Consider the following 25753-nt stretch of genomic DNA (forward strand, 5'->3'; position numbering starts at 1 on the left):
CCTGACTACCCCGCCCCAGCAGTGCTCAAGGGGTTAGGTCAGGGTTCACGCGGCACCTGACGAGAACCCCTTGAGCAACCAGGAGATCGCGGTGACGGTCAGGGGGTCTCGACGATCATGGCGGCGGCGACGGTGCGGTTGGTGGTTTCGTCGACGATGATGAAACCGCCGGTGGTGCGGTTGCGGCGGTACTCGTCGGCGAGCAGCGGGATGGTGGTGCGGAGTCGGACCCGGCCGATCTCGTTCAGGCGCAACTCGGTCGCCGACTCGTCGCGGTGCAGCGTGTTGATGTCGAGGCGGTAGTGCAGGCCACGCACGATCGCCCGGGCCGCGCGGGTGGTGTGCTTGATCGCGTACTTGCCGCCGACCTGCAACGGGCGGGTCTCGTCCATCCAGCAGACCATCGCCTCGATGTCCTGCGCGACCGCCGGCGCGTTGTTCGGCCGGCAGATCATGTCGCCCCGGGAGATGTCGATCTCGTCCGCCAGACGTACCGTCACCGACATCGGCGGGAACGCCTCCGCGACCGGCCCGTCGGCGGTCTCCACCGCGGCGATCCGGCTGGTGAAACCCGACGGCAGCACCATCACCTCGTCGCCCGGCTTGAGCACACCGGAGGCCACCTGACCGGCGTAGCCCCGGTAGTCGGTGACCGTGGTCGACTGCGGACGGATCACGTACTGCACCGGGAACCGGACATCGACCAGGTTCCGGTCGCTGGCGATGTGCACCCGCTCCAGGTGGTGCAGCAGCGCCGGCCCCTCGTACCAGGGCATGTTCTCCGAGCGGGTGACGATGTTGTCGCCCTGCAACGCGGAGATCGGCACCACGGTCAGATCGGGGACGTCCAGCTTCGCGGCGAACGCGGTGAACTCGTCGGCGATCCGCTCGAAGACCTCCTGCGAGAAGTCGACCAGATCCATCTTGTTGACGCAGAGCACCAGGTGCGGCACCCGCAGCAGGGAGCAGAGGAAGGCGTGCCGGCGGGACTGCTCGACCAGGCCCTTGCGGGCGTCCACCAGGATCAGCGCCAGGTCGGCCGTGGAGGCGCCGGTGACCATGTTCCGGGTGTACTGGATGTGTCCCGGGGTGTCGGCGATGATGAACTTGCGCCGGGGCGTGGCGAAGTAGCGGTACGCCACGTCGATGGTGATGCCCTGCTCCCGCTCGGCCCGCAGGCCGTCGGTGAGCAACGCCAGATTGGTGTACTCGTCGCCCCGGGCCGCGCTGACCGCCTCCACGGCGGCCAACTGGTCGGTGAACAGCGACTTCGTGTCGTACAGCAGCCGGCCGATCAGGGTCGACTTGCCGTCGTCGACACTGCCGGCGGTGGCGAAGCGCAGCAGGTCCATCCGCCGCGCCGTTGCCTCGGAAGCGGCTGGCGCGAACGTCTCGGTGGTCATCAGAAGTAGCCCTCCCGCTTGCGGTCCTCCATCGCGGCCTCGCTGACCCGGTCGTCACCCCGGGTCGCCCCGCGCTCGGTGATCCGGGTCGCGGCGACCTCCTCGATGACCTTCTCGACCGTGTCCGCGTCCGAGCGGACCGCCGCCGTGCACGAGGCGTCGCCCACCGTGCGGTACCGCACCTGGGCCTTGAACCGCTCCTCCCCGGCCCGGGCCGGCAGGAACTCGTTGACCGCGTAGAGCATCCCGTCGCGCTCGACCACCTCACGCTGGTGCGCGTAGTAGATCGACGGAAGCTCGATCCGTTCCCGGGCGATGTAGTGCCAGACATCCAGCTCGGTCCAGTTGGACAGCGGGAAGACCCGGATCGACTCGCCCGGGTGGTGCCGGCCGTTGTAGAGCGCCCACAGCTCCGGCCGCTGGTTCTTCGGATCCCACTGGCCGAACTCGTCGCGGAAGCTGAACACCCGCTCCTTGGCCCGAGCCTTCTCCTCGTCCCGCCGGGCCCCGCCGAAGAGCGCGTCGAACCGGTGCTTCTCGACCGCGTCGAGCAGCACCGGCGTCTGGATCCGGTTGCGCATCCCGTCGGCCGACTCCCGGACCAGCCCGCTGGCCAGGGCCTCCGGCACGCTGGCCACCACCAGGTGCAGGCTCAGCTCGGCGACCCGCCGGTCGCGGTACTCCAGCACCTCGGGAAAGTTGTGACCGGTGTCGACGTGCATCACCGGGAAGGGGATGTGGGCCGGAGCGAAAGCCTTCTGCGCCAACCGGAGCATGACGATCGAGTCCTTGCCACCGGAGAACAGCAGGACCGGCCGCTCCATCTCGGCGACCACCTCGCGCATCACGAAGATGCTCTCCGCCTCCAGCGCGTCGAGATGGGTCACCTGGTACGCCGCGGTGGCGGTCATGACACAGGCTCGATTCGCTCGCTCATCCGGCTTTCCAGACCTTTCCGGTCGGGGATGTCAGAAAGTAGCGCCAGGCTACCCGCAATGCCGGTGCAGCGCTGCAAGTAACCGGCTGGCGAGATCCTTCCGGCACACCAACAGATCAGGCAGACGCGGATCCGCCTCGTTGTATTTCAGCGCAGAACCGTCGATCCGGGAAGCGTGCAGTCCGGTGGCCGTCGCCACAGCCACCGGCGCCGCCGAATCCCACTCGTACTGCCCGCCGGCGTGGATGTACGCGTCCACCTCGCCGGTGACCACCGCGGCGATCTTCGCCCCGGCCGAGCCCATCGGCACCAACTGCGCCCCGACCTCCTCGGCGAGATCGGTCAGGAACACCGGCGGCCGGCTCCGGCTGACCGCCAGCCGGATCCGCCGGGCACCGACCACGGTCGCCGCCTCCGCCGTCATCGGCGGATACCCGGGCGGATAGTCCGTACCCAGCACCCGGTGCTGGGCCGGCAAGCCCACCGCACCGGCCACCAGACCGTGCGGCGTCGGCGCATTGCGCGCCCAGAGCGCCACATGCACCGCCCAGTCCGCGCGCCCCTCCTCGCTGAACTCCCGCGTACCGTCCAACGGGTCGATGATCCACACCCGGTCCGCGGTCAACCGGGAGACCGCCGCAGCGTTCACCTCGGCCGCCCACGCCAGCCGGGAACCCTCGTCCTCCTCGGAGAGCACCGCGTCACCCGGACGCCACATCGCCAGCTCGGTCCGGATCAGGTCGTGCGAAACCTTGTCCCCCGCCGACTTCAACGCACCGGGATCGGCGAACCCCATCTCCGCCCGCAGGCCCACCAGCGCCTGACCGGCCCGATCCGCCAACCACCGGGCGAACGCACCGTCGATCATCGGTGGACTGCTCATGCTTCCGCTCCCGTCGCCACGACCTGCGCACGCCGAGCAGCCGGCCCCGCCCGGCCACCGAACCCGCAGACTACCGGTCCGGCCGGCACGGCTCGGCCGTCAACCCCCGTGATAGAGGTTCTGCGTCGGCTCCACACCCCGGGTGACCACGGATTCCACCACGTCCGCGGCCCGGTCCACCAGGAAGTCCAACTCCTTGCGCTCCACCGAACCGAAATCCGACAGGACATAGTCCGCCGGATCCTGCCGCCCCGGCGGCCGACCGATCCCGAACCGCACCCGCACGTAGTCCTTCGTGCCCAGCGACTTCGACATCGACCGCAGGCCGTTGTGCCCGCCCTCGCCCCCACCGCACTTCACCCGCAGCTGGCCGTAGCCGATGTCCAGTTCGTCGTGCACCGCGATCACCTGGCCCGGCGACACCTTGTAGAACTGGGCCAGGCTGGCCACCGGCCCGCCGGAAAGGTTCATGTACGTCAGCGGCTTGGCCAACACCAGCTTCGGGCCACCGAAACCGAGCCGCCCCTCGGCGACCTCCGCCACCGCCCGCCGGTGCCGGCCGAACTTCCCGCCCAGCCGACCGGCCAACAGGTCGACCACCATGAACCCGACGTTGTGCCGGTTGCCCGCGTACTCCCGACCCGGATTGCCCAGGCCGACCACCAGCCACGGCCCGGTCTCGTCCGTCACCGTCGTCCCTTCCGTCATCCCGCCTGGGTCGCCGCCCGGCGGCCGACCCCGATACGCCGACAGGCGCCCCCGGAAACCGGGGACGCCTGTCGCACAGCCTGCGGACCGATCAGGCCTCGGTCTTCGCCTCGGCGCTCTCCTCGCCACCCGCGGCAGCCGGCTCGCCGGCCTCGGCGCCCTCGGAGGACTCGGCGGTCTCCTCGCCGACCCCGGCCTCGACCTCCTCCTCGGCCACCTCGATCTCGGGGAGAGTGGCCTCAAGCTGCTCGGCGGTCGGCGCGGCGGTGACCGTGGCGACCGGCAGCTCCGGGTCGGCGGCCAGCTCGACGCCGGCCGGCAGCTCGACGTCGGCGGCGGTGACCTGGACACCCGGCACGGCGCCCTCGATCGAAGCCTCCAGGTGATCCGGCACCTTGGTGGCGTCGGCCGTCACCGAGAGGGTGTCGTGGTCGTGCACGATCAGCGTGTCCCTGCCCGCCTCGCCGGTCAGCTGGACCGGCACCTCGACGGTGACCTTCTCGCCCCGACGCACCAGCAGCAGGTCGACGTGCTCGAACGTGTCCTTGATCGGATCACGCTGAATCGCCTTCGGCAGCGCCAGCGCCTGCGTGCCGTCGCTCACCTCGATCGCGAAGAGCTGGTTGGCACCGCCCTTGCGGATAGCGGCCGCGAACTCACGGGCCGGCAGCGCGATGTGCTTGGGCTTCTCGCCATGGCCGTACAGCACGGCGGGCACCTTGCCGGCCCGGCGGGTACGACGGGCACCACCCTTGCCGAACTCGGTGCGGGGCTCGGCGCTGATCTTTACCTCGGACACGGGGAAACTCCTGATGCTTCGCTGCGGCAGCTTGTCGTCTGGCGGTGCTGGGCGGGGGGCTCAGAGGGGCTCATGCGTCAGAAGACTGCCCGGAGCACCGCGTCGATCACGGTGCCTCCGTGCGGCGCTTCTCAGCGGCCCGCAGGGCACCCTCGCCGTGGCAACCGCACCAGTCTACCCGAGCAATTTCGCGGGCATCCGGCAGTCCCCGCAACACCCGACCTGCCGGCGCGCGGCCCGCCGGGACGACCGCTCCGGCCCGGCCCCCGGATGGGCCGGCCACCGCGGCCGACCCACCCGACGTAGCGCTCAGACCCGCGCAGCTGTCAGCTCAGCCCACCGAAAAGCGTGGTCACCGAGCCGTCGTCGAACACCTCACGGATGGCCCGGGCCAGCAGCGGCGCGATGGACAGCACGGTGAGCTTGTCGAGCTGCTTCTCCGGCGGCAGCGGGAGCGTGTTGGTCACCACCACCTCACTGATCGGGCTGTTCTTCAACCGCTCGGTGGCCGGGTCGGAAAGCAGCGCGTGGGTGGACGCCACGATCACGTCCGCCGCGCCCGACTCCTTCAGGATGTCCGCCGCCTTGCAGATCGTGCCACCCGTGTCGATCATGTCGTCGACGACCAGGCAGACCCGACCCTCGACCTCGCCGACCACCCGGTTCGCCACCACCTGGTTCGGCTTCAACGGATCCCGCGTCTTGTGGATGAACGCCAGCGGGCAGCCGCCCAGCCGGTCGGTCCACCGCTCGGCCACCCGTACCCGCCCCGAGTCCGGCGCGACCACGGTCATCGGCCGGCCCGCGTACTTGTGCTCCACGTACTCGGCCAGGATGTCCATCGCGAAGAGGTGGTCCACCGGGCCGTTGAAGAAGCCCTGAATCTGCGCGGTGTGCAGGTCCACCGTGAGGATCCGGTTCGCCCCCGCCGTCTTCAACAGGTCGGCCACCAGCCGTGCCGAGATCGGCTCCCGGCCGCGGTGCTTCTTGTCCTGCCGGGCGTACGGATAGAACGGCAGGACGACCGTGATCCGCTTGGCCGAACCGCGCTTCAGCGCGTCAATCATGATCAGGGTCTCCATGACCCAGGTGTTCACCCCGTGCGTGACGGACTGCACCACGAAGGCGTCCGAACCACGCACCGAGTCCTTGAACCGTACAAAGATCTCGCCGTTGGCGAACTCATACGCGTCGGCCGGCGTCGGCGCGACGCCGAGCACCTCGCCGATCTCCTTGGCCAGATCCGGGAAACCCCGTCCGGAGAAGAGCATCAGGCTCTTGCGGTTTTCGGCGACGATGCTGCCCATGGGCCCGTCTGCTCCCGTTTTGGTCGGTGGTACCCGGCCCACGGTGGTGGTCGGCCGGGGACTATTCGGTTGCAGTATCTCCCGCCCCGGGCGTACCGCCCACCGACTCGGCAGCGCCGTGGATTGCCTCACCTTCGCTTGCGGCCGACGTCGGAGTCGGCGCACCCTGCGCACCCCGCAGGGCACGCTCGGCCGCCTCGGCGGAGGCCGTGCCGGGCCGCTTGCGCGCCACCCAGCCCTCGACACTGCGCTGCGGCGCCCGGGTCACCCCGAGCGCGCCCGGCGGCACGTCCTTGCTGATCGCGCTGCCCGCCGCCACGTACGCCCCGGCGCCCACCTCGACCGGCGCGATCAGGCTCGTGTCGCAGCCCACAAACGCCGCCTCGCCGACCACGGTGCGGTGCTTGTTGACCCCGTCGTAGTTCACGAAGATCGTCGCGGCGCCGATGTTCGCCCGCGCCCCGATCGTCGCGTCACCCACGTACGACAGGTGCGGCACCTTGGCGCCCGCACCCAGCTCGGAGTTCTTCACCTCGACGAACGTGCCGACCTTCGACTTCTCCGCCAACCGCGCGTCCGGCCGCAGATACGCGTACGGCCCGACGCTGGCACCCGGGCCGACCTCGGCGCCGATCGCGTGGCTGCGCAGCACCGTCGCGTCGGCGCCGACCACCGTGTCGACCAGCGTCACGTCCGGCCCGACCACCGCGCCACTGCCGACCACAGAGCCGCCGCACAGCTGGGTGTTCTGGTCGATCACGGCGTCCCGGTCCAGCGCCACGGTCACGTCGATCCACGTCGTCTCCGGATCGAGCAGGCTCACCCCGGCCCGCATCCAACGCTCGTTGACCCGGTCCCGCAGCAGCCGCCGCAACGCCGCCAGCTCCACCCGGTCGTTGCAGCCGAGCGTCTCGGTGTGGTCGGTCGCCAGGTGCACCGCCACCGGCTCGCCCGCCGAGACCAGCAGCCCGAACACGTCGGTCAGGTACTCCTCGCCCTGGTCGTTGTCGGTGGAGAGCTTGCCGAGCACGTTGCGCAGCCGGACCGCGTCGAACGCGTAGATGCCGGCGTTGATCTCCCGGACCGCCCGCTGGGCGGGGGTGGCGTCGCGCTGCTCGACGATCTGCTCCAGGCGCCCCGAGGCGTCCCGCACGATGCGACCGAGACCGGTCGGATCCGGCACCTCCGCGGCCAGCACGGTCGCCGCCGCGCCCTCGCTCTCGTGCGCCGCCACCAGCGCGGCGACCGTCTCCGGCCGCAGCAACGGCACGTCGCCGTTGAGTACGACCACGGTGCCGGTCGCCTCCGGCGCGCTCTCCAGCGCGATCCGTACCGCGTGCCCGGTGCCGAGCTGCTCGGCCTGGAGCACCGCGGTGGCCCCCGGGGCGACCTCGGCCAGATGCCCCCGGACCTGGTCCGCGCCGTGCCCGACCACCACTATCGTCCGTTGCGCCGCCAACGGGTCGGCCGCGTTGAGCACGTGGCCGAGCAGTGTCCGGCCGAGCATCGGATGCAGCACCTTGGGCAGCGCGGACTTCATCCGCTTGCCCTCCCCGGCGGCAAGCACGACGACGGTACGGGGGTGGGGCTCGGACACGACGTGGCTCCCGTCGGAACGCGGACAGTCTCGCGGCCATGCTAACCAGACAATCCCGCCCAGTTGGCACGGCCACAAGGATCGGCGGGATATCCGCATTTGCTGGGGTGCCTGGATTCGAACCAGGAGCTCAAGGCTCCAAAGGCCTGCGGGTTGCCGTTACCCCACACCCCATTGACATGTCAAGCCGCGACGCCCCACATCAATCCACAATTGTGGGCTCTGCCGCGGACCGGAACAGCTCGGCGATCATACCCTCAATCCGCCAGTAGAGCTCGCGGCTACGGGGTACGTTGATCACGAGGCAGCCGCGGTAAGCCTCGCCGGTGTTGTGGCGCACGGTAGCGGGGTTGTGCTTCTTCAGGCTGGCGCGCCGGAATCGGTCGGCCGGAAGCCCCAGTTCACCCGCCCACCACTCGGCCGCCGCGTCCGGGTCGGCGGTCTCGTGGATGCTCACCCGGTAGGTCGGCACGCTGCGGTCGACCCCGCAGGTTTCCAGGAAGCGCAGAAAGAGCGACAACAGCCCCGGGTCGCTGTTGACGAACTGCACATGGTCGTACCGGCGCCATGGCTTCGATTTCGTACCCTCGCACCAGTAGATGGCCGCGCCGAGCAGCAGTAGGTCGCGCTCGCCAAGTCGTCCGACGGCCACGGCGGCCGACGCGTGGGTTTCCGCCTGCGCCTCGTCGCGCGTGCGACGGTACGCCGCCCAACGGGCCTCGGTCATCGCCTTCGAGTGGGCTTGGCGGCGCTCCACTTCCTCCTCCGCCTCCCGGTCGAGCGGAACGTGCCGCACCCAGAGAGACGCCGTCGACTTGCTCACCGTCAACCGCCGCGCGATCTCGGGCACCGAGTGCCCGGTCGACCGGAGCGCCACCGCCTCAGCGCGCAGGTCGTCCTTGGCGTTCGGCCGCCGGGTCCGCTCCGGCGGCGGGACGCCGCGCAGCAGCTCGTACACCCGGTTGCGGCCAAGACCGGTGCGGGCCTGGATCTCCCGGACCGAGAGGTGCTCCTCGGTGCGCAGGCGACGCACTTCGGCGGCGCGGGAATCGGTCATGCGGTGCAGGCTAGGGCGAGCGTACGACAGTCAGGGCATTCGTTCGCGTCGCTGTCTGATGTGATCTACCGGCCTCGTAAGTTACGGTGACGTAGGCGTAGATTCGCGTTTCCCACCCGTCCCCTGCGAGGTGCCATGTCCACCGCCCTGCTCGACCCTCATCCGGCCGGCCCGAAACCCCTGACCGAGGGCACCCAGTCCCGGGGCATCCTGGTCGCGCTGTGGGCCTTCGTGGTGATCCCGTTCGCGGCGCTCATCGCCGCCGTGCCGGTCGCCTGGGGCGGTTGGCTCAGCTGGGTCGACGTGGGCATCGCCGCGTTCTGGTACGTGCTGTCCGGCCTGGGCATCACGGTCGGCTACCACCGCTACTTCACCCACGGCTCGTTCAAGGCGAAGCGGTGGCTGCGCATCGCCCTGGCCACCTCCGGCTCGCTCGCCGTGCAGGGCGACGTCATCCAGTGGGTGGCCGACCACCGGCGCCACCACGCCTTCTCCGACCTGGAGGGCGACCCGCACTCGCCGTGGCGGTTCGGCTCCACCCTGCGTGGCCTGACCAAGGGGCTGTTCCACGCGCACGTCGGCTGGCTGTTCGGCCGCGAGCTGTCCAACCGGGAGCGCTTCGCCCCGGACCTGCTGGCCGACCGGGACATCCGGCGGATGGACAAGTTGTTCCCGGTGCTGGCGGCCGTCTCGGTGCTCGGCCCCGCGCTGATGGGCGGGTTGTTGACCTGGTCCTGGCAGGGCGCGCTGACCGCGCTGTTCTGGGCCGGCCTGGTCCGCATCTCGTTGCTGCACCACGTCACCTGGTCGATCAACTCGGTGTGCCACGTGTACGGCGAGCGGCCGTTCATGATGCGCCACGGCGACCGGGCGTCCAACTTCTGGCCGTTGGCCCTGCTGTCCTTCGGGGAGAGCTGGCACAACCTGCACCATGCCGATCCGACCAGCGCGCGGCACGGCGTCCTGCGGGGTCAGATCGACATCTCGGCCCGGGTGATCTGGCTGTTCGAGAAGGTGGGCGCGGCGTCCGACGTCCGCTGGCCGAAGCCGGAGCGGATCGCGGCGAAACTGGTGAAGTCGGCGGACCAGGCGGCGGCGTAGCGGTAACCGGGCGGCCGACCGGCAAGTTACCTGACAGTATGTTCGGGTGACCGGGCAGAACGCAGGCAGCATCCCACGACAGGGCGTCACCGAGCGCCAGCGAGGTGCCGAGATGGCCGAGGTTCCCAGCGAGGAGGGCGGCAAGCGCCGGCGACGGACGGTTGCCGCCGGGTCGGCCAAGCCGACCTCGCGGGTACGTATGTCGGCGGCCCAGCGTCGCGAGCAGCTGATCTCGATCGGTCGGCAGATCTTCGCGGAGCGAGGTTTCGACGCCACCTCCATCGAGGAGGTGGCGGCCCGCGCCAAGGTCTCCAAGCCGGTGGTGTACGAGCACTTCGGCGGCAAGGAGGGCCTCTACGCGGTGGTGGTGGACCGGGAGGTCCGGTCCCTGCTGGACCGGATCACCACGGCGCTGACCGCCGGCCATCCGCGGGAGTTGCTGGAGCAGGCGGCGCTGGCCCTGCTCGGGTACATCGAGGAGGAGACGAGCGGATTCCGGGTGCTGGTGCGGGAGTCGCCGGTGCTCTCCGCGACGGGCAACTTCAGCAGCGTGATGAACGATGTGGCGCATCAGGTGGAGCACATTCTGGGCGCGGAGTTCTCCAGCCGGGGGTACGACCCGAAGCTGGCCGAGTTGTACGCGCAGGCGCTGGTGGGCATGGTCGCGTTGACCGGCCGCTGGTGGTTGGAGGTGCGCAAGCCGCGCAAGGAGACGGTGGCCGCGCACCTGGTGAACCTGTCCTGGAACGGGTTGTCGCACCTGGAGGCGAAGCCGGGGCTGATCACCGTTCGCAGTCGCTGACCGACCCCGTCAGTGGACCGGGCACCTCGTTGGGTGGGCCGCCGGTCAGCGGCGGCGATGGATCTCGGCGACCGGATGGTAGCGACGGTTGCGTTCGGCCTCGGCGTGCTCGGGCGGGCCGACCTTGTCGTACAGGCCGGTGCCGAGCAGGACCAGGCCGAAGAGCATCGAGACGACCACGGTCGACATGGAGAAGTTCAGGAAGTTGGCCTGGGTCTGCAGCACCGACATCATCAGGATGCTGGTGACCAGGAAGACGACGCCGGCGGTCAGGTTCATGTAGTGGCCGAGGTTGCCGCGTCGGGAGGCACCGACGATGAGCACGATCCCGAAGACGATGGAGACCAGCGAGAAGGCCAGGTTGGTGCGGAGCCCGAGAGCCCAGTCGCTGCCCCGGCCGAACAGCGGTTTCCCCACGGTGAGTGCGGTGCCCCAGACGCCGAACACCAGGATGTACAGCCCGATCAGTCCGGACAGGACCCGGTAGATCGGCCGGGCCGGGTGGTTCACCGGGAAGTGCGGCATGACCCCTCCACGCCAATAGGAACAATCGGAACAATTGTCCCCCGGCAGGAACCCCACGTCCCTCAAAACGCCATGCCGGACCGCGCCACAAGAAGATCCCACCCCGCCGGCAGCAAGGCTCGGACGGAGCGGGAACAGATCAAGATTTTCGACTTCCCCAGCCGCAACGCTCGGACGCAGCGGGACCAGGACAGGTTTTCGCCGGAGCCCGACCCGCGCAGGGATCAAGCCTGACCGCCCGGAGCGGGTCGGGCTCCGGCGAAAACCTCAAGCGAAACCAGCAGGAAGCTCAGAGCACGAGGCGCGCCTTCTGCCACGCCTCGTTCTCCTCGTCGGTGCCGACCTTGCCGTACATGCCGGCCATCAGCAGCACCATGCTGAGAACCATCAGCACGATGACCGTCGCGACGCTCACGTTGAAGATGTTGGCCTCGGTCCGGACGAAGGCGAGCCCGGCCAGGCTGACCACCATGATCAGGTACGCCATCCACTGGTTGACCAGCACGTCGAGGTTACGACCGATCGCGGTGCCGGCCAGCACGACGGCGCCGACCGCGATGCTGAACAGCGAGAAGCCGAGGTTCGTGCCCTGCCCCAGGGCCTGGGTGTCGCCCTGGCCGAAGAAGGGCTCTCCGCTGCTGACGAAGAAGCCGATCACACCGAAGACCACCAGGTACAGACCGGTCAGCCCGCCGATCGCCCGGTAGATCGGCCGCGCGGGGTGGTTGACGGGGGTGTGGGCCATGTCTGTGTCTCCAACGCCGTTGGGTGAGGGGTCGTCCGCGATTGTCCCGCACCCGGCGGTGTGACGCCGCACACGGGGTCCCCGCGGGTCGCCGGTAGCCGCAGGTCGGGTCGCTGCCGCTGGTGGCCGGAGGGTCAGCCGGCAGGGATCTCGTCGGCCAGGGCGAGCCACGCCTCCTCGATCTGTTCCCGCTCGGCCCGTACCTGGGTGAGTTGGGCGTCCAGCTCGGCGACCTTGCCGTAGTCGGTGGCGTTCGCGGCGAGCTGGTCGAGCAGCGCCGCCTCCTTCTGCTCCAGCTTGCCGACCTGCCGTTCCAGTCGGGCCAGGTCCTTGCGGGCCTGCCGGGCCTCGGCGGCGCTCATCCCGGTGCCGTCGGCCGGGGCGGTGGTCGCGGCAGCGGCGGGTGTGGCGGTCCGGCCGGGTGCGGGGCGGCCGGTGGTCCGGGCGAGGTACTCGTCGATGCCGCCGGGCAGGTGGACCAGCCGGCCGTCGCCGAACAGCCCGTACGCCGAGTCGGCCACCCGCTCGATGAGGTAGCGGTCGTGGCTGGCCACCACGATGGTGCCGGGCCAGGAGTCGAGCAGGTCCTCCAGCGCGGCGAGGGTGTCGGTGTCGAGGTCGTTGGTGGGCTCGTCGAGCAGCAGCACGTTCGGCTCGCCGGCGAGCAGGCGCAGCATCTGCAGCCGGCGGCGCTCGCCGCCGGAGAGGTCGCCGACCGGGGTCCAGAGCCGCCGGTCGTCGAAGCCGAACACCTCGGCGAGCTGGGCGGCGGAGATTTCCCGGTCGCCGAGGCGTACCCGCCGGGCGACCTCCTCGACGGCTTCGAGGACACGCAGCTCGCTGGGGAGTTCGGCGAGTTCCTGGGAGAGGAAGGCGGCTCGGACGGTGCTGCCGGTGATCAGCCGGCCGCCGTCGGGGCGGGTGAGGCCAGCGAGCAAGCGCAGCAGGGTGGTCTTGCCGGCACCGTTGGCGCCGAGGATGGCCACCCGGTCGCCGGGGCCGACCTGCCAGGTGACGTCGTCGAGAATGGTCTTGGGGCCGGCGTGCAGCCGGACCTGCTCCAGGTCGTACACCTGCTTGCCGAGCCGGGCGGTGGCCAGCCGTTGCAGCGACATGGTGTCGCGCGGCGGCGGCACGTCGGCGATGAGCGCGTTGGCGGCGTCGATGCGGAACTTCGGCTTCGAGGTGCGGGCCGGTGGGCCGCGGCGCAGCCAGGCGATCTCCTTGCGGAGCAGGTTCTGCCGGCGGGCCTCGGTGGCGGCGGCGACCCGCTCGCGTTCGGCGCGGGCCAGGATCCAGGCGGCGTAGCCGCCCTCGTAGGCGTGCACGGTCTGGTCGGCCACTTCCCAGGTGGTGGTGCAGACCGCGTCGAGGAACCAGCGGTCGTGGGTGACCACGACCAGGGCGCCCTTGCGGCCGAGCAGGTGCCGGGCCAGCCAGTCGACGCCGCCGACGTCCAGGTGGTTGGTGGGCTCGTCGAGGATGAGCAGGTCGGCGTCGCGGACCAGCAGGGCGGCCAGGGCGACCCGGCGGCGCTCGCCGCCGGACATCGGCCCGACCGGCGCGTCGAGGCCGAGGTGGGCCATGCCGAGGCCGTCGAGGATGGCGCGTACGCCGGCGTCGCCGGCCCATTCGTGTTCGGCGCCCATGCTCTCGGCGAGCCATTCGGTGCCGAGGACGACGTCGCGGACGGTGGCGTCGGGCTTGAGGGTGAGGTTCTGCGGCAGCCAGGCGACCCGCAGGTCGCGGCGGTGGGTGACCCGGCCGTCGTCGGGGTCCTCGGTGCGGGTGAGCAGCCGCAGCAGGGTGGACTTGCCGGCGCCGTTGAGCCCGACCACGCCGATCCGGTCGGCGTCGTCCAGGCCGAGCGAGACGTCGGTGAGCAGTGGCCCGGCCGCGCCGTAGCCCTTGGACACCCGGTCCAGGTTGACGATGTTGGCCACTCCCCCACCTTCCATGATCAAGGCGTCCCGGTGCCGGCGGGCACCTGGGGACGCCTGGCCTTCCAGGGTACGCGGACGCCCCGCCCGGGTATGTCGGGCGGGGCGGGGTGACTCGGCGTCAGGTGATCCGGGCGCCGTGGACCGGGCCGTGTGTGGTGCGGGCCTGCCGGCAGACCCCGGCGGCTTCCAGCTCGGCGGCGACACGTTCGGCGTCGGCGGCGTCGGCGGTGAGGAAGACGCAGGTGGGCCCGGAGCCGGAGACGATGCCGGCGAGTGCCCCGGCCGCCTCGCCGGCCTTCAGGGTGGCCGCCAGCGTGGGGCGCATTGCCAGGGCGGCGTCCTGCAGGTCGTTGCCGAGGGTGGGGGCGAGCACCCGGGGGTCGCGCTGCCGGAGCGCGCCGAGCAGCGCGTCGGTGCTACCGAGCGGCGGGCCGGCGGCGCCGGTGTCGCGGAGCCGGTCGAGTTCGCGGTACGCCTCCGGGGTGGAGAGTCCGCCGTCGGCGATGGCGACCACCCAGTGCCAGGAGGTGGGGCGGGCCAGGACGGGGCTGACCGCTTCGCCCCGGCCGGTGCCCAGCGCGGTGCCGCCGTGGATCAGGAACGGCACGTCCGATCCGAGGTCGGCGGCGATGCCGGCCAGTTCGTCGCGGGACAGGCCGGTGCCCCACAGCGCGTCGCAGGCGACCAGGGCGGCGGCGGCGTCGGCGCTGCCGCCGGCGAGCCCACCGGCGAGCGGGATCTGCTTGCGCAGGTGCAGGCGGGCGTGCGGCATCACGCCGGCGTACCCGGCGAGGGCGTGGGCCGCCCGGATGACCAGGTTGGAGTCGTCGAGGGCCAGTTCGCCGGTGCCTTCGCCCTCCATGGTGAGGGTGAGCGTGTCGCCTCGTCGCGCGGTCAGCTCGTCGTAGATCGAGATCGCGTGGTAGACGGTGTTCAGTTCGTGGTAGCCGTCCCGGCGCAGCGGGCCGACCCCCAGGTGCAGGTTGACCTTGGCGGGCACGCGTACGCGGACCGGTCCGCTGGCTCCGCGTCGCTCCTCGTCGTCCTCCGGACGCCAGGCCTCGGTCACGGGGTGATGTCCCGGACCCGCGACCGGATGTCGAACGACTTGTCCACGATCAGCTCCTCGGCGGTGTCGGCGGCCGGTTCCGGCGTCCGCGTCAGCCTACTGCGCGGCCGGCGTACGGCTCGGGGCCGACGCGGCGACGGCGGCGAACTGCTCGACGGTGAGTGATTCGCCGCGGGCGCCGGGGTCCACCCCGGCGGCGGTGAGCGCCGCGGCGGCCCGGTCGGCACCGCCGGCCCAGCCGGCCAGGGCCGCCCGCAGGGTCTTGCGGCGCTGCGCGAAAGCGGCGTCCACCACGGCGAAGACCTGTTTCCGGGCCACGTCCGTCCGGGGCGGCTCGCGGCGGGTGAACGCCACCAGGCCGGAGTCGACGTTGGGCACCGGCCAGAACACGTTCGGTGGCACCTTCCCGGCGGCCCGGGCGCGGGCGTACCAGGCGAGTTTGACCGACGGGATGCCGTACACCTTCGATCCGGGGCCGGCGACGAGCCGGTCGGCGACTTCCTTCTGCACCATCACCAGCCCGTGCCGGAGGCTGGGCAGTTCGGCGAGCAGGTGCAGCACCACCGGCACGGCGACGTTGTAGGGCAGGTTCGCCACCAGCGCGGTCGGCGCCGGGTCGGTCAGGTCGGCGGCGGTGATCCGCAGCGCGTCGGCGTGGTGGACGGTGAGCCGGCCGGCGTCCGGGCCGGCGTGTCGGGCGGCGGTGTCGGGCAGGGCGCCGGCCAGCGTCGGGTCGATCTCGACGGCGTGCACGTGGGCGGCGGCGGGCAGCAGGGCGAGGGTGAGCGAGCCGAGCCCTGGGCCGACCTCCAGCGCCACGTCGTCGGGGGTGAGCCCGGCGGTGTTCACGATCCGGCGGACGGTGTTCGGGTCGTGCACGAAGTTCTGGCCGAGCTTCTTGGTGGGTGCGACGCCGAGCCGGGCGGCGAGGTCCCGAATCTCCGCCGGTCCGAGCAGGTCTGCGGCCATAACCCGACAGCCTACGGGCCAAGGAAGGGCCCCGTATTAACGCCTCCGGTAGAGGAAGGGTCCCCTATTAACACTTCGCTCGCCGGTCAGTGCCAGGGGCCGAAGGCGCGCTCGCCGGTGGTGGAGATGGCGGCGCACAACTCGTCGAGGTCGGTGCCGGTGGTGGCGGCCAGGGCCCGCACGGTCAGCGGGATCAGGTACGACGCGTTCGGCCGTCCCCGGTGCGGCACGGGGGTGAGGTACGGCGCGTCGGTCTCCACCAGGATCTGGTCGAGCGGGGTCAGCGCGGCGGCCTCGCGCAGGGCCCCGGCGCTGGCGAAGGTCACGGTGCCGGCGAAGCTGAGCAGGTATCCCCGGCGGACGCACTCGGCGGCGAACTCGGCGTCACCGGAGAAGCAGTGCAGCACCACCGTGTCCGGCGCGCCCTCGTCGTCCAGGATGCGCAGCACGTCGGCGTGCGCGTCGCGGTCGTGGATGACCAGGGTCTTGCCGTACCGCTTGGCGATGGCGATGTGCGCGCGGAAGCTTTCCTCCTGCGCGGCCCGGCCCTCGTCGCCGGTGCGGTAGCTGTCCATTCCGGTCTCGCCGACGCCGCGCACCCGGTCCCGGGCGGCCAGTGCCTCGATCTCGCGTAACGCGGCGTCGAGGTCGGCCAGCCGGGGCGCCTCGTTGGGATGCAGCGCCACCGTGGCCAGCACCGCCGGGTATTTCTCGGCCACCTCGGCACCCCAGCGGGAGGAGTCGACGTCCACACCGACCTGCACCAGCCGGTCGACGCCCACGGCGGCGGCGACCTCGATCGCCGCGGCGACCGGTTCGGCGGCGGTGCTGCCGCCCGGTACGCCGGCCTCGCTGACGGTGATGTCCAGGTGGGTGTGGCTGTCCAGCACCGGTTGGGGCAGCGGCTCGGGTGCGGGTGGGAACTCGCCGGCCCGGCGAGATGCGCGCTGGCTGCGGGTTTCGGTCGATTCGCTCATCAGTCGACAGCATCACACACTGGCCGAGTCCACCCGACCGCCACCCGCAGTTCACCTCGACTACGCCGGGCGCCCCTACCGTCGCCGGATGAATGCGTGAAGTGAGGTGACGACGTGAGCGGGCTTTGCGAGCGTGTTATCCGGCACGGCGGCTCGGTGCCTCGTGCCATCGGCGCGCGAAGCGAGCCGACGACGTGAGCGTTACTTCGCGGACCGACGGTACGGCACCGGAGCGGACCGGCCTGCGGGTGGCGTTCGGCGGCGCGGTCTACCCGGCGGAGGAGATCGCCCGGGGCGCGGCGTACGAGTTGTTCAGCGCGGACGAGGTGGCCGGTTTCGAGTGGGCTCCCCGGCAGAACTCGGCGCTGCCGTGGCGACGGTTCGTGCATGTCACCGAGGTCACCGCCGTGCTCGGGATGGCCGAGCCGACCGAGGAGCCGGAGGCGCCGCTGCTGGTGCCGTTGCACCGGGAGCGCGGCTGGGCGGAGGTGCACCGGCTCGGCCAGCAGCCCGGTGCGGCGGACGACCCGCTGCTCACGGCGGTGCGCGCCTCGGCCGCCGTACGACGTGGCACGCGGATGATGAAGATCCTCTCCGCCCGGCAGTTGGCCGGGTACGTGCGGGGCTGGCTGCCGCACGGCTTCTGCTACCGCGAACACGACGTGGCGCACCTGCGCACCCCGGCGGCCACCACCGTGCTGCGCACCGACGGCGGGGGCGACCGGGAAGGGGTGGAGGTGACGTACGCGCTGCGGTGGCGCGCCGCCGACCCCGGCGACTACGACGTGCCGTCCGGTGCGTCGTACCGGGGCCTGACCGCGCTGGGCGCCCGTGACCGGCTGGGGCCGGCGGTGCTGGGCACCGGGTTCACGCCGAGCAGCCACCATCTGATCCCCGAGTTCGTCACCCGCGACTTCGCCGACCTGCCGATGCCGGCGAACGCCACCCTGCTGGCCTACCCGGCGGAGGGGCTGGAGGTGGTGCTCTACGCCTACCAGGCCGAGCAGCGCGGCTGGCTGCGGATGGTCGGTCCACAGTGGCGGCATCTGCTCGCCGCGGTGCCGGGTCTGTCGCCGGACCAGGAGTACGTGCCGACCGGCGACGCGCCCCGCTCCACCCGGCTGGTCGGCACGTACGCGGGCGGCGAGTACGAGGCGGTGGCCGACCTGCCCGGCGGGTTCCGGGTGCTGGCGCTGACCCGGGCCGCCCGGTACCCGGTCGACGGGGCGTCCCGCCGGCTGCGCCTGGCCGCCTGGCGCGGGGTGCCCTGTCTGGTGCTCCGGGAGGAGTCGGGCTGGCTGCGACTGCGGCTGCGTCATCCGAATCCGGACGCGGTGGTCGCGGTCGGGGCACAGTGCCACGAACGGGGTGTCTACGAGGCGTGGGCCCCGGGCAACGAGGTCACCGACGACCAGGTGGTGGACCACCCGTACGTCCTCTGACGGGCCGACCGTGGCCCCGCCCCGCGCGGCGCGGGATCGGGGCCGCGCATATCGGTCGGTGACGCGGGAATGCGCGGGCGACAACGTTGTCCGACCGTAGGAGTGGAAATGCCCTTCATCACCGTCGGGACGGAGAACTCCGCGCCCATCGACCTGTACTACGAGGACCACGGCTCCGGTCAGCCGATCGTGCTGATCCACGGGTTCCCGTTCAACGGGGCGACCTGGGAGAAGCAGACCGGACCGCTGCTCGCGGCCGGATATCGGGTGATCACGTACGACCGGCGCGGTTTCGGCAATTCGGCGCAGCCGACGTTCGGGTACGACTACGACACCTTCGCCGCCGACCTCGACGTGCTGATGACCGAACTGGATCTGCGTAACGCGATCCTGGTCGGCCACTCGATGGGCACCGGCGAGGTGACCCGCTACCTGGGCGCGTACGGCTCGGACCGGGTGGACCGGGCCGTCCTGCTGGCACCACTCGCGCCGTACCTGGTCCAGGCGTCGGACAACCCGGAGGGTGTCGAGGCGAGCCTGTTCGAAGGGTTCAAACAGGCCATCATCAAGGACCGGTTCGCGTACCTCACCCAGTTCTGCAACGCCTTCTTCAACTACGAGGAGAACCGGGGCAAGCTGGTCAGCGACGAGGCGTACCGGGCGCACTGGGAGATCGGCGCGCGGGCCTCGGCGAAGGGCACGCACGACTGCGTGGACGCCTGGGGCACCGACTTCCGGGCCGACGTGTCGCGGATCGACGTACCGATCCTGATCGTGCAGGGCGACAAGGACAACGTCCTGCCGTACCCGAAGACCGGGCAGCGGCTTCAGCCGATGCTCTCCGACAGTCGGCTGGTCACCCTGAAGGGCGCGCCGCACGGCACCCCGTGGACCAACGCCGACCAGGTCAACGAGGCGATCATGGAGTTCATCGGGGCACCGGCGATGGCGCGGGCTTGACCCAGGATCCGGCACCGGCGATGGCGCGGGCCTGACGCAGGATCCGGCGCTGACCCGGCCGCGTCGGTCAGAGCCGAGACGCGCGACGGGCGCCACCCCGGTGTCGGGGTCGCGCCCGTCGCGCGGTGCCGTCCTGGCGGCCGGGGCCGCGGGTCAGCCGCCGAGCCGGGCCAGTTCCTCGTCGACGATCGACGGGTCGAGCTTGCGGAACACCGGCTTGGGCGCGGCGAGCGGCCGGCCCACCTCCAGTGGTACGGACTCCCAGCGCGTGCCCTGCGTGTAGTCCCCGGTCAACACCGGGTACGCGGGCCCGCCGTCGAGGTCGGACACCTCCTCGATGACCGGCATCGGGGCGTGCACCCCGCTGCCGCCGAGCAGCTCGTGCACCTTCTGCGCGGAGTGCGGCAGGAACGGGGTGAGCAGCGTGTTGGCGTCGCTGACCACCTGGAGGGCGACGTGCAGGATGGTGCCCATCCGGGGCTTGTCCGCCTCGCCCTTGAGCTTCCACGGCGCCTGGTCGGAAAGATATTTGTTGGCCTCGGCGACCACCTTCATCGCCTCGCCGATCGCCTGCTTCTGCCGGTGCCGGCCGATCAGGTCGCCGACCGTGGCGAAGCCGGCGCGGGCCACGGCGAGCAGTGCCTCGTCGGCCTCGGTGAGCCCGTCCGGGCCGACCGCCGGGATCTCGCCGAAGTTCTTCGCCGCCATCGACACCGACCGGTTGACCAGGTTGCCCCAGCCGGCGACCAGTTCGTCGTTGTTGCGGCGGAGGAACTCGGCCCAGGTGAAGTCGGTGTCGTTGCTCTCCGGGCCGGCGACCGCGATGAAGTAGCGCAGCGCGTCGGCGTCGTACCGTTCGAGGAAGTCCCGGACGTAGATGACCACCCGGCGGGAGGAGGAGAACTTGCGTCCCTCCATGGTCAGGAACTCGCTGGAGACCACCTCGGTGGGCAGGTTGAGCCGCCCGAGCTGGCCCGGCTCGCCGTCCCGGCTGCCCTCACCGGAGTAGCCGGCGAGCAGCGCGGGCCAGATCACCGAGTGGAAGACGATGTTGTCCTTGCCCATGAAGTAGTAGGACTGGGCGTCCTTCCCCTCACCGTCGGTGGACCACCACCGGCGCCACGCCTCGGGGTCGCCGGTGCGGCGGGCCCACTCGATGGACGCGGACAGGTAGCCGATCACCGCGTCGAACCAGACGTAGATCCGCTTGTCGGTGCGCTCGCGCCAGCCGTCGAGCGGGATCGGCACGCCCCACTCCAGGTCGCGGGTGATGGCCCGGGGCTGGAGGTCGTCCAGCAGGTTCCTGGAGAACCGCAGCACGTTGGGGCGCCAGCCCTCGCGGGCGTCCAGCCACTGCCGCAGGATCTCGGCCAGGGCGGGCAGGTCGAGGAAGAAGTGCTCGGTCTCGACGAACTTCGGCGTCTCCCCGTTGATCTTCGACTTGGGGTTGATCAGGTCGATCGGGTCGAGCTGGTTACCGCAGTTGTCGCACTGGTCACCGCGGGCGCTGTCGTAGCCGCAGATCGGGCAGGTGCCTTCGATGTACCGGTCGGGCAGGGTCCGGCCGGTCGACGGGGAGATCGCGCCCATGGTGGTCTTCGGCACGATGTAGCCGTTGCGGTGCATCCCCTCGAACAGCTCCTGCACCACCGCGTAGTGGTTGCGGGTGGTGGTGCGGGTGAACAGGTCGTAGGAGAGACCGAGGCCGTGCAGGTCCTCCACGATCACCCGGTTGTACCGGTCGGCCAGCTCACGGGGGGTCAGCCCCTCGGCGTCGGCCTGCACCTGGATCGGGGTGCCGTGCTCGTCGGTGCCGGAGACCATGAGCACGTCGTGGCCGGCCATCCGCATGTACCGGGAGAAGACGTCGGAGGGAACGCCGAAACCGGAAACGTGGCCGATGTGGCGCGGGCCGTTGGCGTATGGCCAGGCCACTGCCGCGAGAACGTGACTCATGCCAAGCAAGCCTAGTGACCCGCCCCGGGTGACTGCGAACCAATAGGGGTGCCCGGCGGGCCGAGCGGCCATCCGCGACCGGCTCGCTGGTCCGATTTGTCGCCGACACGCTGTCTGAGCTGCCCGGCCGTGAACATCCACCGGTGTCCAATGAAGCGCGTGACTGGCAGCCGAGCCGCCCCCGACCACGAGGACGACCTCCCCAGCGACACCCGGCCGGACCCGGCCGCGTCGTCGCGTACCCATGCCGTGGCGCCGCATCCCCGGACGGTGCCGCCGGCCGCGCCGGAGGGTTCCGACCCCGCCGGCCCGGCCGCCGTCGAGCTGGAGCCGACCACCGGCGCGCCGGTCGACGCGGTGCCGCGCCGGGTCCCCGTGCGGTCGTCCGGCCGCCGGGCCCGTCGGGGTCAGTCCACCGACGGGGGTACGCCGGACGACGACACGTTCTGGGCGCCCATCGAGGAGGTGCACTGGGACGGTACGCCGGTACGGCCGGAGGCGACCGGTGACCGCAGCCCGTGGTGGCGCCGGGTCTGGCCGGCGCGCCGCCACCGGGACCGGGCCCGCCGCCCGCCGGACCCGCTGCGGGGGCTGCCCGCGCTGCTCGGGCTGAGCCTGACGGCGGCCTTCTTCGCCTGGGTCAGCGCCGGACCGTTCTGGCTCGCGGTCGGGCATGCCACCTCGGGCACGGTGGTCGTGACCGAGTGCACCGGCGACGGGCTGACCCAGCGGTGCCGGGGGATCTTCACCGCGGCGGACGAGGCGTTCCGGACCCACGGCGTACGGGTCAGCGGGGTACCCGAGCACCGGGCGACGGCCGGCGCGATCCTGCCTGCCCGGATGACCGGCCCGGGCGACGACACCGCGTACGCCGACCGTGGTGCCGGTGCCCACCTGCGCTGGCTGCTCGGCCTGTTGGCCGTACTCGGCTGCGCATGGGGCATCGCCCGATGCACGGGCGCGACCCGGCTGCCCGACCCGCGCGCCCGACGCTGGGCGGTCACCGCCGCGCTCACCGGCCCGCTGCTGATCACCCTCGGCTTCCTCGCCGCCGCCTGGTAAGCCGCACGGCCGCCGCGATGTTGTTAATAGGGGCCCTTCCTCTACCGGAGGCGTTAAGAAGGGGCCCTTCCTTACACCTGGTGCACGACGGCGTAAACCTCCCGCCGGCGTAAGCCGAAGGTGGTGGCGACCTCGGTGATGGCGTCGCGGCGGGTCAGGCCCGCGGCCTCCCGCTCGGCCACCGCGGCGCGCAGCACGTCGTCGTCGGGGCGGGTCGCGGGCGTCGCCGGGGCACCGGCCACCACGAGAGTGATCTCGCCCCGCGGGTCACCCTCGCCCGCCCACCGGGCCAGCTCGCCGAGCGGGCGGCGCAGCACCTCCTCGTACGTCTTGGTCAGCTCCCGGCACACCGCGGCGGGCCGGTCGGCGCCGAACGCGTCGGCCAGGTCGGCGAGGGCGGCGGCGACGCGGTGCGGCGCCTCGAAGAGGACCAGCGTCCGCTCCTCGTTGGCCAGCGTCCGCAGCCGGGCGCGGCGGGCGCCAGGGCTGCGCGGCAGGAACCCCTCGAAGCAGAACCGGTCGCAGGGCAGGCCGGACAGCGCCAGGGCGGTGGTGACGGCGCTGGGCCCGGGCGCGGCGGTGACCGGGATGCCGGCGTCCAGGGCCGCCCGGACCAGCCGGTAGCCGGGGTCGGACACGCTGGGCATCCCACCGTCGGTGACCAGCGCGACCTGGTATCCGGCGGCGAGCACCTCGACCAGTTCCGGGGTGCGCCGCTCCTCGTTGCCCTCGAAGTAGGAGACGATCCGCCCGGGGATCGTCACGTCGAGGTCGCGGGCCAGCCGACTCAGCCGCCGGGTGTCCTCGGCGGCGACCACGTCGGCGGCGACCAGCACCTCACGGAGCCGGGTGGAGGCGTCGGCGGGGTTGCCGAGCGGCGCGCCGAGCAGAATCAGGCGACCCGGTTCGGACATTTCACCCACGAGTGCGTGCTCCTTCATCGATGGTCGTACCGGATTTGGGGACGACAGACGCCACCGCCCCCCTCCGCAGCCTACGATCGCCGGGTGACGAGTGCGTCGACAGCACAGAGCGCGAGCGCGGACCGCCCGGCGCCGGAGGTTTCCGTGACCGGGACCGACCCCTCCGACCCGGCGGGTGGTGGCGTGCCGGCGATGGTTCGCCGCCGGCTGGCCACCGTCGAGGCCCGGCTGGACGGCCGGTCGTGGCTGGCCACTGCGGTGGTGGTGGCGATCGCGGCGATCATCCGGTTTGCCAATCTCAGCCACCCGCCGGGCAAGATCTTCGACGAGATCTACTACGCCCGGGACGCCTGGGGCCTGGTCGACAAGGGCGTCGAGTGGAACTACAAGGACGGCGGCCCGTCGTACGTCGTCCACCCACCGCTGGGCAAGTGGCTGATCGGCTTCGGCGAGTGGGCCTTCGGCTACGCGGATGCCGAGCACGGCATCTCGGTGCCCGGGCACCTGTGGACCACCTCGCCCGAGTTCGGCTGGCGCTTCTCGGCGGCACTTCTCGGCACCCTGTCGGTGCTGATGCTGGTCCGGATCGGTCGCCGGATGTTCCGCTCCACGGTGCTCGGCTGCACCGCCGGCCTGCTGCTCGCGGTCGACGGCTTCCACCTGGTGCTGTCCCGCACCGCGCTGCTGGACATCTTCCTGCTCTTCTTCGTGCTGGCCGCGTTCGGCGCGCTGGTGCTCGACCGGGACGCGACGCGCCGGCGGTGGGCCCGGGCGCTGGAAGCGGGCCTGGATCCCACGGCCCGGGGGCGCGCCGGCCGCCCGCCCGGCGGATGGCGGAACTGGCCCTGGTGGCGGCTGGCGACCGGGGTGCTGCTCGGCTGCGCCTTCGCGGTGAAGTGGAGCGCGCTGTTCTTCGTGCCGGCCTTCGCGCTGCTGATGCTCCTCTGGGACGTCGGCGCCCGCCGCTCGGCCGGGGTACGCCGGCCGTGGTGGGACACCCTGCTCGACGGGGTGCCCTGGATGGTGCTCGCCGGCTTGCTGATGGCGGTCACCTACGTGGCGACCTGGTCGGGCTGGCTGCTCGGCCAGGACGGCTACTACCGGCTCGCCGAGCGGTACCCGGGGGCCAGGCTCAGCGACACGCCGGTGCTCGGCGCGCTGTGGAACCTGGTGCAGTACCACCAGGCGGCGCTGGGCTTCCACAACCAGCTCGACGACCCGCACAAGTACCAGTCCTGGCCGTGGCAGTGGCTGCTGCTGGGCCGGCCGGTGGCGTTCCACTGGACCGGTGAAAGCGCCTGCGGCGCGCCGAGCTGCGCCGAGGAGGTTCTGCTCCTCGGCACGCCGCTGCTGTGGTGGTCGTTCCTGCCCGCGTTGGTGGCGCTGGTCTGGCTCGGCCTGGCCCGGCGGGACTGGCGCGCCGGGACGATCCTGCTCTTCGCGGGCGCGGGCCTGCTGCCGTGGTTCTGGTTCGCCCTCGACGGCCGGACGATGTTCTCCTTCTACGCCGCGCCCGCGTTGCCGTTCCTCGTGCTGGCGGTGGTCTACGTGCTCGGCGCGATCGCCTCGCCGGCCGGGCCGAGCGGCAACCGGCCGGTGGGCGGCGTGCACGACGAGGCCAGCCGGGATCGCCGGCTGATCGGCGGCGTGATAGCCGGGGCGTACGTCGTGCTCGTCGTCCTCTGTTTCGCGTACTTCTATCCGATCTTCGTGGGCCAGGCCCTGCCGTACGCCGAATGGTCAGCACGGATGTGGTTGGACGGCCGCTGGATCTGAACCACGACGAAGGGCCCGGTGCCGAAGCACACGGGCCCTTCCGGGTAAAAGGACGCGCCCCGATCGCCTGCCACGGGGGAAGCGGGCGATTGGGGCGCGCATCAAAAGCTTAACCACCCATGACCAGCGGCACAACGGGGCGGCGCGGGTCAGATTTCCGACGGAAGCCGATCAAGGCGAGGGTCCATGTCCGCCGCCGCCACTGTGTGATCATCCGCGGACTCTGCGCTGCCAGTCGTGAACGGATCAGCCGACAGCTCGCGACCGACGCATGTCGATCGACCCGCTCCGGCGGACGGAGAAACATTCCCGTCCGTCCCGAGTCGGCTTCACTGAGTGGTTAGTCACTTCAAAGCCTTATTGTGCTCTTGAGTCCGGATATTCATAGTGCGAAGACTGGACATCCCGGGGGCTCCAAGGAAGCGGACATAAGGTGCCTACCGCCCCTTTAGCCTCGTCCGAGTGGCCGCAAACATTCACCGACGCCGGACGCCAGGCGTCCCCGTTGGACAGTCATCGAACCTCGCCTCCCTTCCCCCGTCCGCGCCGATCTTCGTCGATGTCACCGGGCGGCGGCAGCGGCGGGTCCGCCGCTGGGGAGTCCTCGTCGCCACCGGATCCCTCGTGTACATCCCGCTCGTCGCAGCCGCCGTCCTCCCTGGACCTACGGCGCCTTCCGGCGCGGCGCAGCCGTCCGGCGAAGGACCCCGCCTGCTGGTGGCCGACCAGCCCGTCGACCCGACCACGACGGCCGAACCACCCGGGCCGGCACCGCCCCCCGAGCCGTCGGTACCGGACGCGTCGCCCGATCC

22 protein-coding genes and 1 tRNA gene are annotated in these 25753 nt (G+C 71.4%); 6 read left to right on the forward strand and 17 right to left on the reverse strand.

Going from position 1 to position 25753, the window contains the following annotated elements:
- Window positions 1-98: 98 nt before the first annotated feature.
- The 9 genes from cysN to C1I95_RS15395 form a co-directional block, all read right to left on the reverse strand.
- Window positions 99-1403 (reverse strand): sulfate adenylyltransferase subunit CysN, encoded by a 1305-nt coding sequence (gene cysN / locus C1I95_RS15355; RefSeq protein WP_111214514.1) that lies wholly within the window; start codon window positions 1401-1403, stop codon window positions 99-101.
- Window positions 1403-2314, reverse strand: coding sequence for a sulfate adenylyltransferase subunit CysD (gene cysD, locus C1I95_RS15360; protein ID WP_111214515.1), 912 nt, complete (start codon window positions 2312-2314; stop codon window positions 1403-1405). The genes cysN and cysD overlap by 1 nt, the downstream gene beginning before the upstream one ends.
- 75 nt (window positions 2315-2389) lie before the next feature.
- The gene (locus C1I95_RS15365; protein WP_111214516.1) at window positions 2390-3223 is read right to left on the reverse strand and encodes an inositol monophosphatase family protein; all 834 of its coding nucleotides are present in this window, start codon (window positions 3221-3223) and stop codon (window positions 2390-2392) included.
- Window positions 3224-3322: 99 nt separating this feature from the next.
- Complete coding sequence (pth, locus tag C1I95_RS15370) at window positions 3323-3913, reverse strand: aminoacyl-tRNA hydrolase (RefSeq protein WP_111214517.1); 591 nt, start codon at window positions 3911-3913, stop codon at window positions 3323-3325.
- Window positions 3914-4022: 109 nt separating this feature from the next.
- Entirely contained in the window at window positions 4023-4730 is a 708-nt protein-coding gene (locus tag C1I95_RS15375) for a 50S ribosomal protein L25/general stress protein Ctc (RefSeq protein ID WP_111214518.1), read from the reverse strand.
- A gap of 326 nt (window positions 4731-5056) precedes the next feature.
- Complete coding sequence (locus tag C1I95_RS15380) at window positions 5057-6037, reverse strand: ribose-phosphate diphosphokinase (RefSeq protein ID WP_111214519.1); 981 nt, start codon at window positions 6035-6037, stop codon at window positions 5057-5059.
- Window positions 6038-6098: 61 nt separating this feature from the next.
- Window positions 6099-7634, reverse strand: coding sequence for a bifunctional UDP-N-acetylglucosamine diphosphorylase/glucosamine-1-phosphate N-acetyltransferase GlmU (glmU, locus tag C1I95_RS15385; protein ID WP_325048835.1), 1536 nt, complete (start codon window positions 7632-7634; stop codon window positions 6099-6101).
- Window positions 7635-7736: 102 nt separating this feature from the next.
- Window positions 7737-7808 (reverse strand) — tRNA-Gln (locus C1I95_RS15390).
- A 28-nt stretch (window positions 7809-7836) separates the two neighbouring features.
- Window positions 7837-8691, reverse strand: coding sequence for a helix-turn-helix domain-containing protein (locus tag C1I95_RS15395; protein WP_111214521.1), 855 nt, complete (start codon window positions 8689-8691; stop codon window positions 7837-7839).
- Between the two features lie 135 nt (window positions 8692-8826).
- Between C1I95_RS15395 and C1I95_RS15400 the strand changes: the two genes are divergently transcribed.
- Both C1I95_RS15400 and C1I95_RS15405 read left to right on the forward strand, forming a co-directional pair.
- Complete coding sequence (locus C1I95_RS15400; protein ID WP_111214522.1) at window positions 8827-9792, forward strand: acyl-CoA desaturase; 966 nt, start codon at window positions 8827-8829, stop codon at window positions 9790-9792.
- A 112-nt stretch (window positions 9793-9904) separates the two neighbouring features.
- Window positions 9905-10594, forward strand: coding sequence for a TetR/AcrR family transcriptional regulator (locus C1I95_RS15405; protein WP_111214533.1), 690 nt, complete (start codon window positions 9905-9907; stop codon window positions 10592-10594).
- A gap of 45 nt (window positions 10595-10639) precedes the next feature.
- Here the strand turns inward: C1I95_RS15405 and C1I95_RS15410 are convergent, their stop codons facing one another.
- From C1I95_RS15410 to C1I95_RS15435, 6 genes are all read right to left on the reverse strand, one after another.
- Window positions 10640-11119 (reverse strand): DUF4383 domain-containing protein, encoded by a 480-nt coding sequence (locus tag C1I95_RS15410; protein WP_111214523.1) that lies wholly within the window; start codon window positions 11117-11119, stop codon window positions 10640-10642.
- Between the two features lie 289 nt (window positions 11120-11408).
- Window positions 11409-11864 (reverse strand): DUF4383 domain-containing protein, encoded by a 456-nt coding sequence (locus C1I95_RS15415; RefSeq protein ID WP_111214524.1) that lies wholly within the window; start codon window positions 11862-11864, stop codon window positions 11409-11411.
- Between the two features lie 134 nt (window positions 11865-11998).
- Window positions 11999-13807, reverse strand: a complete 1809-nt coding sequence (locus tag C1I95_RS15420; protein ID WP_111214525.1) for an ABC-F family ATP-binding cassette domain-containing protein — start codon at window positions 13805-13807, stop codon at window positions 11999-12001.
- 118 nt (window positions 13808-13925) lie between these two features.
- Window positions 13926-14876: a 4-(cytidine 5'-diphospho)-2-C-methyl-D-erythritol kinase gene (locus C1I95_RS15425; RefSeq protein ID WP_111214526.1), complete on the reverse strand. Its 951-nt coding sequence runs from the start codon at window positions 14874-14876 to the stop codon at window positions 13926-13928.
- 96 nt (window positions 14877-14972) lie between these two features.
- A complete protein-coding gene (gene rsmA, locus C1I95_RS15430) occupies window positions 14973-15845 on the reverse strand; it encodes a 16S rRNA (adenine(1518)-N(6)/adenine(1519)-N(6))-dimethyltransferase RsmA (protein WP_111214527.1) in 873 nt (290 codons plus the stop codon).
- An 86-nt stretch (window positions 15846-15931) separates the two neighbouring features.
- Window positions 15932-16822 (reverse strand): TatD family hydrolase, encoded by an 891-nt coding sequence (locus C1I95_RS15435; RefSeq protein WP_111214528.1) that lies wholly within the window; start codon window positions 16820-16822, stop codon window positions 15932-15934.
- A gap of 194 nt (window positions 16823-17016) precedes the next feature.
- On the opposite strand from C1I95_RS15435, the gene C1I95_RS15440 reads away from it, so the two are divergent.
- Window positions 17017-18264, forward strand: a complete 1248-nt coding sequence (locus C1I95_RS15440; protein WP_111214529.1) for a hypothetical protein — start codon at window positions 17017-17019, stop codon at window positions 18262-18264.
- A gap of 108 nt (window positions 18265-18372) precedes the next feature.
- Window positions 18373-19224: an alpha/beta fold hydrolase gene (locus C1I95_RS15445; protein ID WP_111214530.1), complete on the forward strand. Its 852-nt coding sequence runs from the start codon at window positions 18373-18375 to the stop codon at window positions 19222-19224.
- Between the two features lie 153 nt (window positions 19225-19377).
- Here C1I95_RS15445 and metG read toward each other — a convergent pair whose 3' ends face one another.
- The gene (gene metG / locus C1I95_RS15450; RefSeq protein WP_111214531.1) at window positions 19378-21180 is read right to left on the reverse strand and encodes a methionine--tRNA ligase; all 1803 of its coding nucleotides are present in this window, start codon (window positions 21178-21180) and stop codon (window positions 19378-19380) included.
- Window positions 21181-21330: 150 nt separating this feature from the next.
- Between metG and C1I95_RS15455 the strand changes: the two genes are divergently transcribed.
- Window positions 21331-22242, forward strand: coding sequence for a hypothetical protein (locus C1I95_RS15455; protein ID WP_233513681.1), 912 nt, complete (start codon window positions 21331-21333; stop codon window positions 22240-22242).
- Window positions 22243-22313: 71 nt separating this feature from the next.
- Here the strand turns inward: C1I95_RS15455 and rsmI are convergent, their stop codons facing one another.
- Window positions 22314-23183, reverse strand: coding sequence for a 16S rRNA (cytidine(1402)-2'-O)-methyltransferase (rsmI, locus tag C1I95_RS15460; RefSeq protein WP_438941312.1), 870 nt, complete (start codon window positions 23181-23183; stop codon window positions 22314-22316).
- A 66-nt stretch (window positions 23184-23249) separates the two neighbouring features.
- On the opposite strand from rsmI, the gene C1I95_RS15465 reads away from it, so the two are divergent.
- Window positions 23250-24941, forward strand: a complete 1692-nt coding sequence (locus tag C1I95_RS15465) for a dolichyl-phosphate-mannose--protein mannosyltransferase (RefSeq protein WP_111214532.1) — start codon at window positions 23250-23252, stop codon at window positions 24939-24941.
- Window positions 24942-25753 lie beyond the last annotated feature (812 nt).

Source organism: Micromonospora craterilacus (assembly GCF_003236315.1).
In the GTDB taxonomy this organism is placed as follows: Bacteria; Actinomycetota; Actinomycetes; order Mycobacteriales; family Micromonosporaceae; genus Micromonospora; species Micromonospora craterilacus.

Excerpts from the sequence above, each read along its gene's own strand:
- C1I95_RS15410 (WP_111214523.1), bottom strand. The coding sequence starts at position 11,119 with ATGCCGCACTTCCCGGTGAACCACCCGGCCCGGCCGATCTACCGGGTC.
- C1I95_RS15445 (WP_111214530.1), top strand. The coding sequence starts at position 18,373 with ATGCCCTTCATCACCGTCGGGACGGAGAACTCCGCGCCCATCGACCTG.
- C1I95_RS15400 (WP_111214522.1), top strand. The coding sequence starts at position 8,827 with ATGTCCACCGCCCTGCTCGACCCTCATCCGGCCGGCCCGAAACCCCTG.
- C1I95_RS15405 (WP_111214533.1), top strand. The coding sequence starts at position 9,905 with ATGGCCGAGGTTCCCAGCGAGGAGGGCGGCAAGCGCCGGCGACGGACG.
- metG (WP_111214531.1), bottom strand. The coding sequence starts at position 21,180 with ATGAGTCACGTTCTCGCGGCAGTGGCCTGGCCATACGCCAACGGCCCG.
- C1I95_RS15455 (WP_233513681.1), top strand. The coding sequence starts at position 21,331 with ATGAAGCGCGTGACTGGCAGCCGAGCCGCCCCCGACCACGAGGACGAC.
- cysD (WP_111214515.1), bottom strand. The coding sequence starts at position 2,314 with ATGACCGCCACCGCGGCGTACCAGGTGACCCATCTCGACGCGCTGGAG.
- C1I95_RS15435 (WP_111214528.1), bottom strand. The coding sequence starts at position 16,822 with ATGAGCGAATCGACCGAAACCCGCAGCCAGCGCGCATCTCGCCGGGCC.
- cysN (WP_111214514.1), bottom strand. The coding sequence starts at position 1,403 with ATGACCACCGAGACGTTCGCGCCAGCCGCTTCCGAGGCAACGGCGCGG.
- rsmA (WP_111214527.1), bottom strand. The coding sequence starts at position 15,845 with ATGGCCGCAGACCTGCTCGGACCGGCGGAGATTCGGGACCTCGCCGCC.
- C1I95_RS15415 (WP_111214524.1), bottom strand. The coding sequence starts at position 11,864 with ATGGCCCACACCCCCGTCAACCACCCCGCGCGGCCGATCTACCGGGCG.
- C1I95_RS15380 (WP_111214519.1), bottom strand. The coding sequence starts at position 6,037 with ATGGGCAGCATCGTCGCCGAAAACCGCAAGAGCCTGATGCTCTTCTCC.
- C1I95_RS15365 (WP_111214516.1), bottom strand. The coding sequence starts at position 3,223 with ATGAGCAGTCCACCGATGATCGACGGTGCGTTCGCCCGGTGGTTGGCG.
- rsmI (WP_438941312.1), bottom strand. The coding sequence starts at position 23,183 with ATGAAGGAGCACGCACTCGTGGGTGAAATGTCCGAACCGGGTCGCCTG.
- C1I95_RS15395 (WP_111214521.1), bottom strand. The coding sequence starts at position 8,691 with ATGACCGATTCCCGCGCCGCCGAAGTGCGTCGCCTGCGCACCGAGGAG.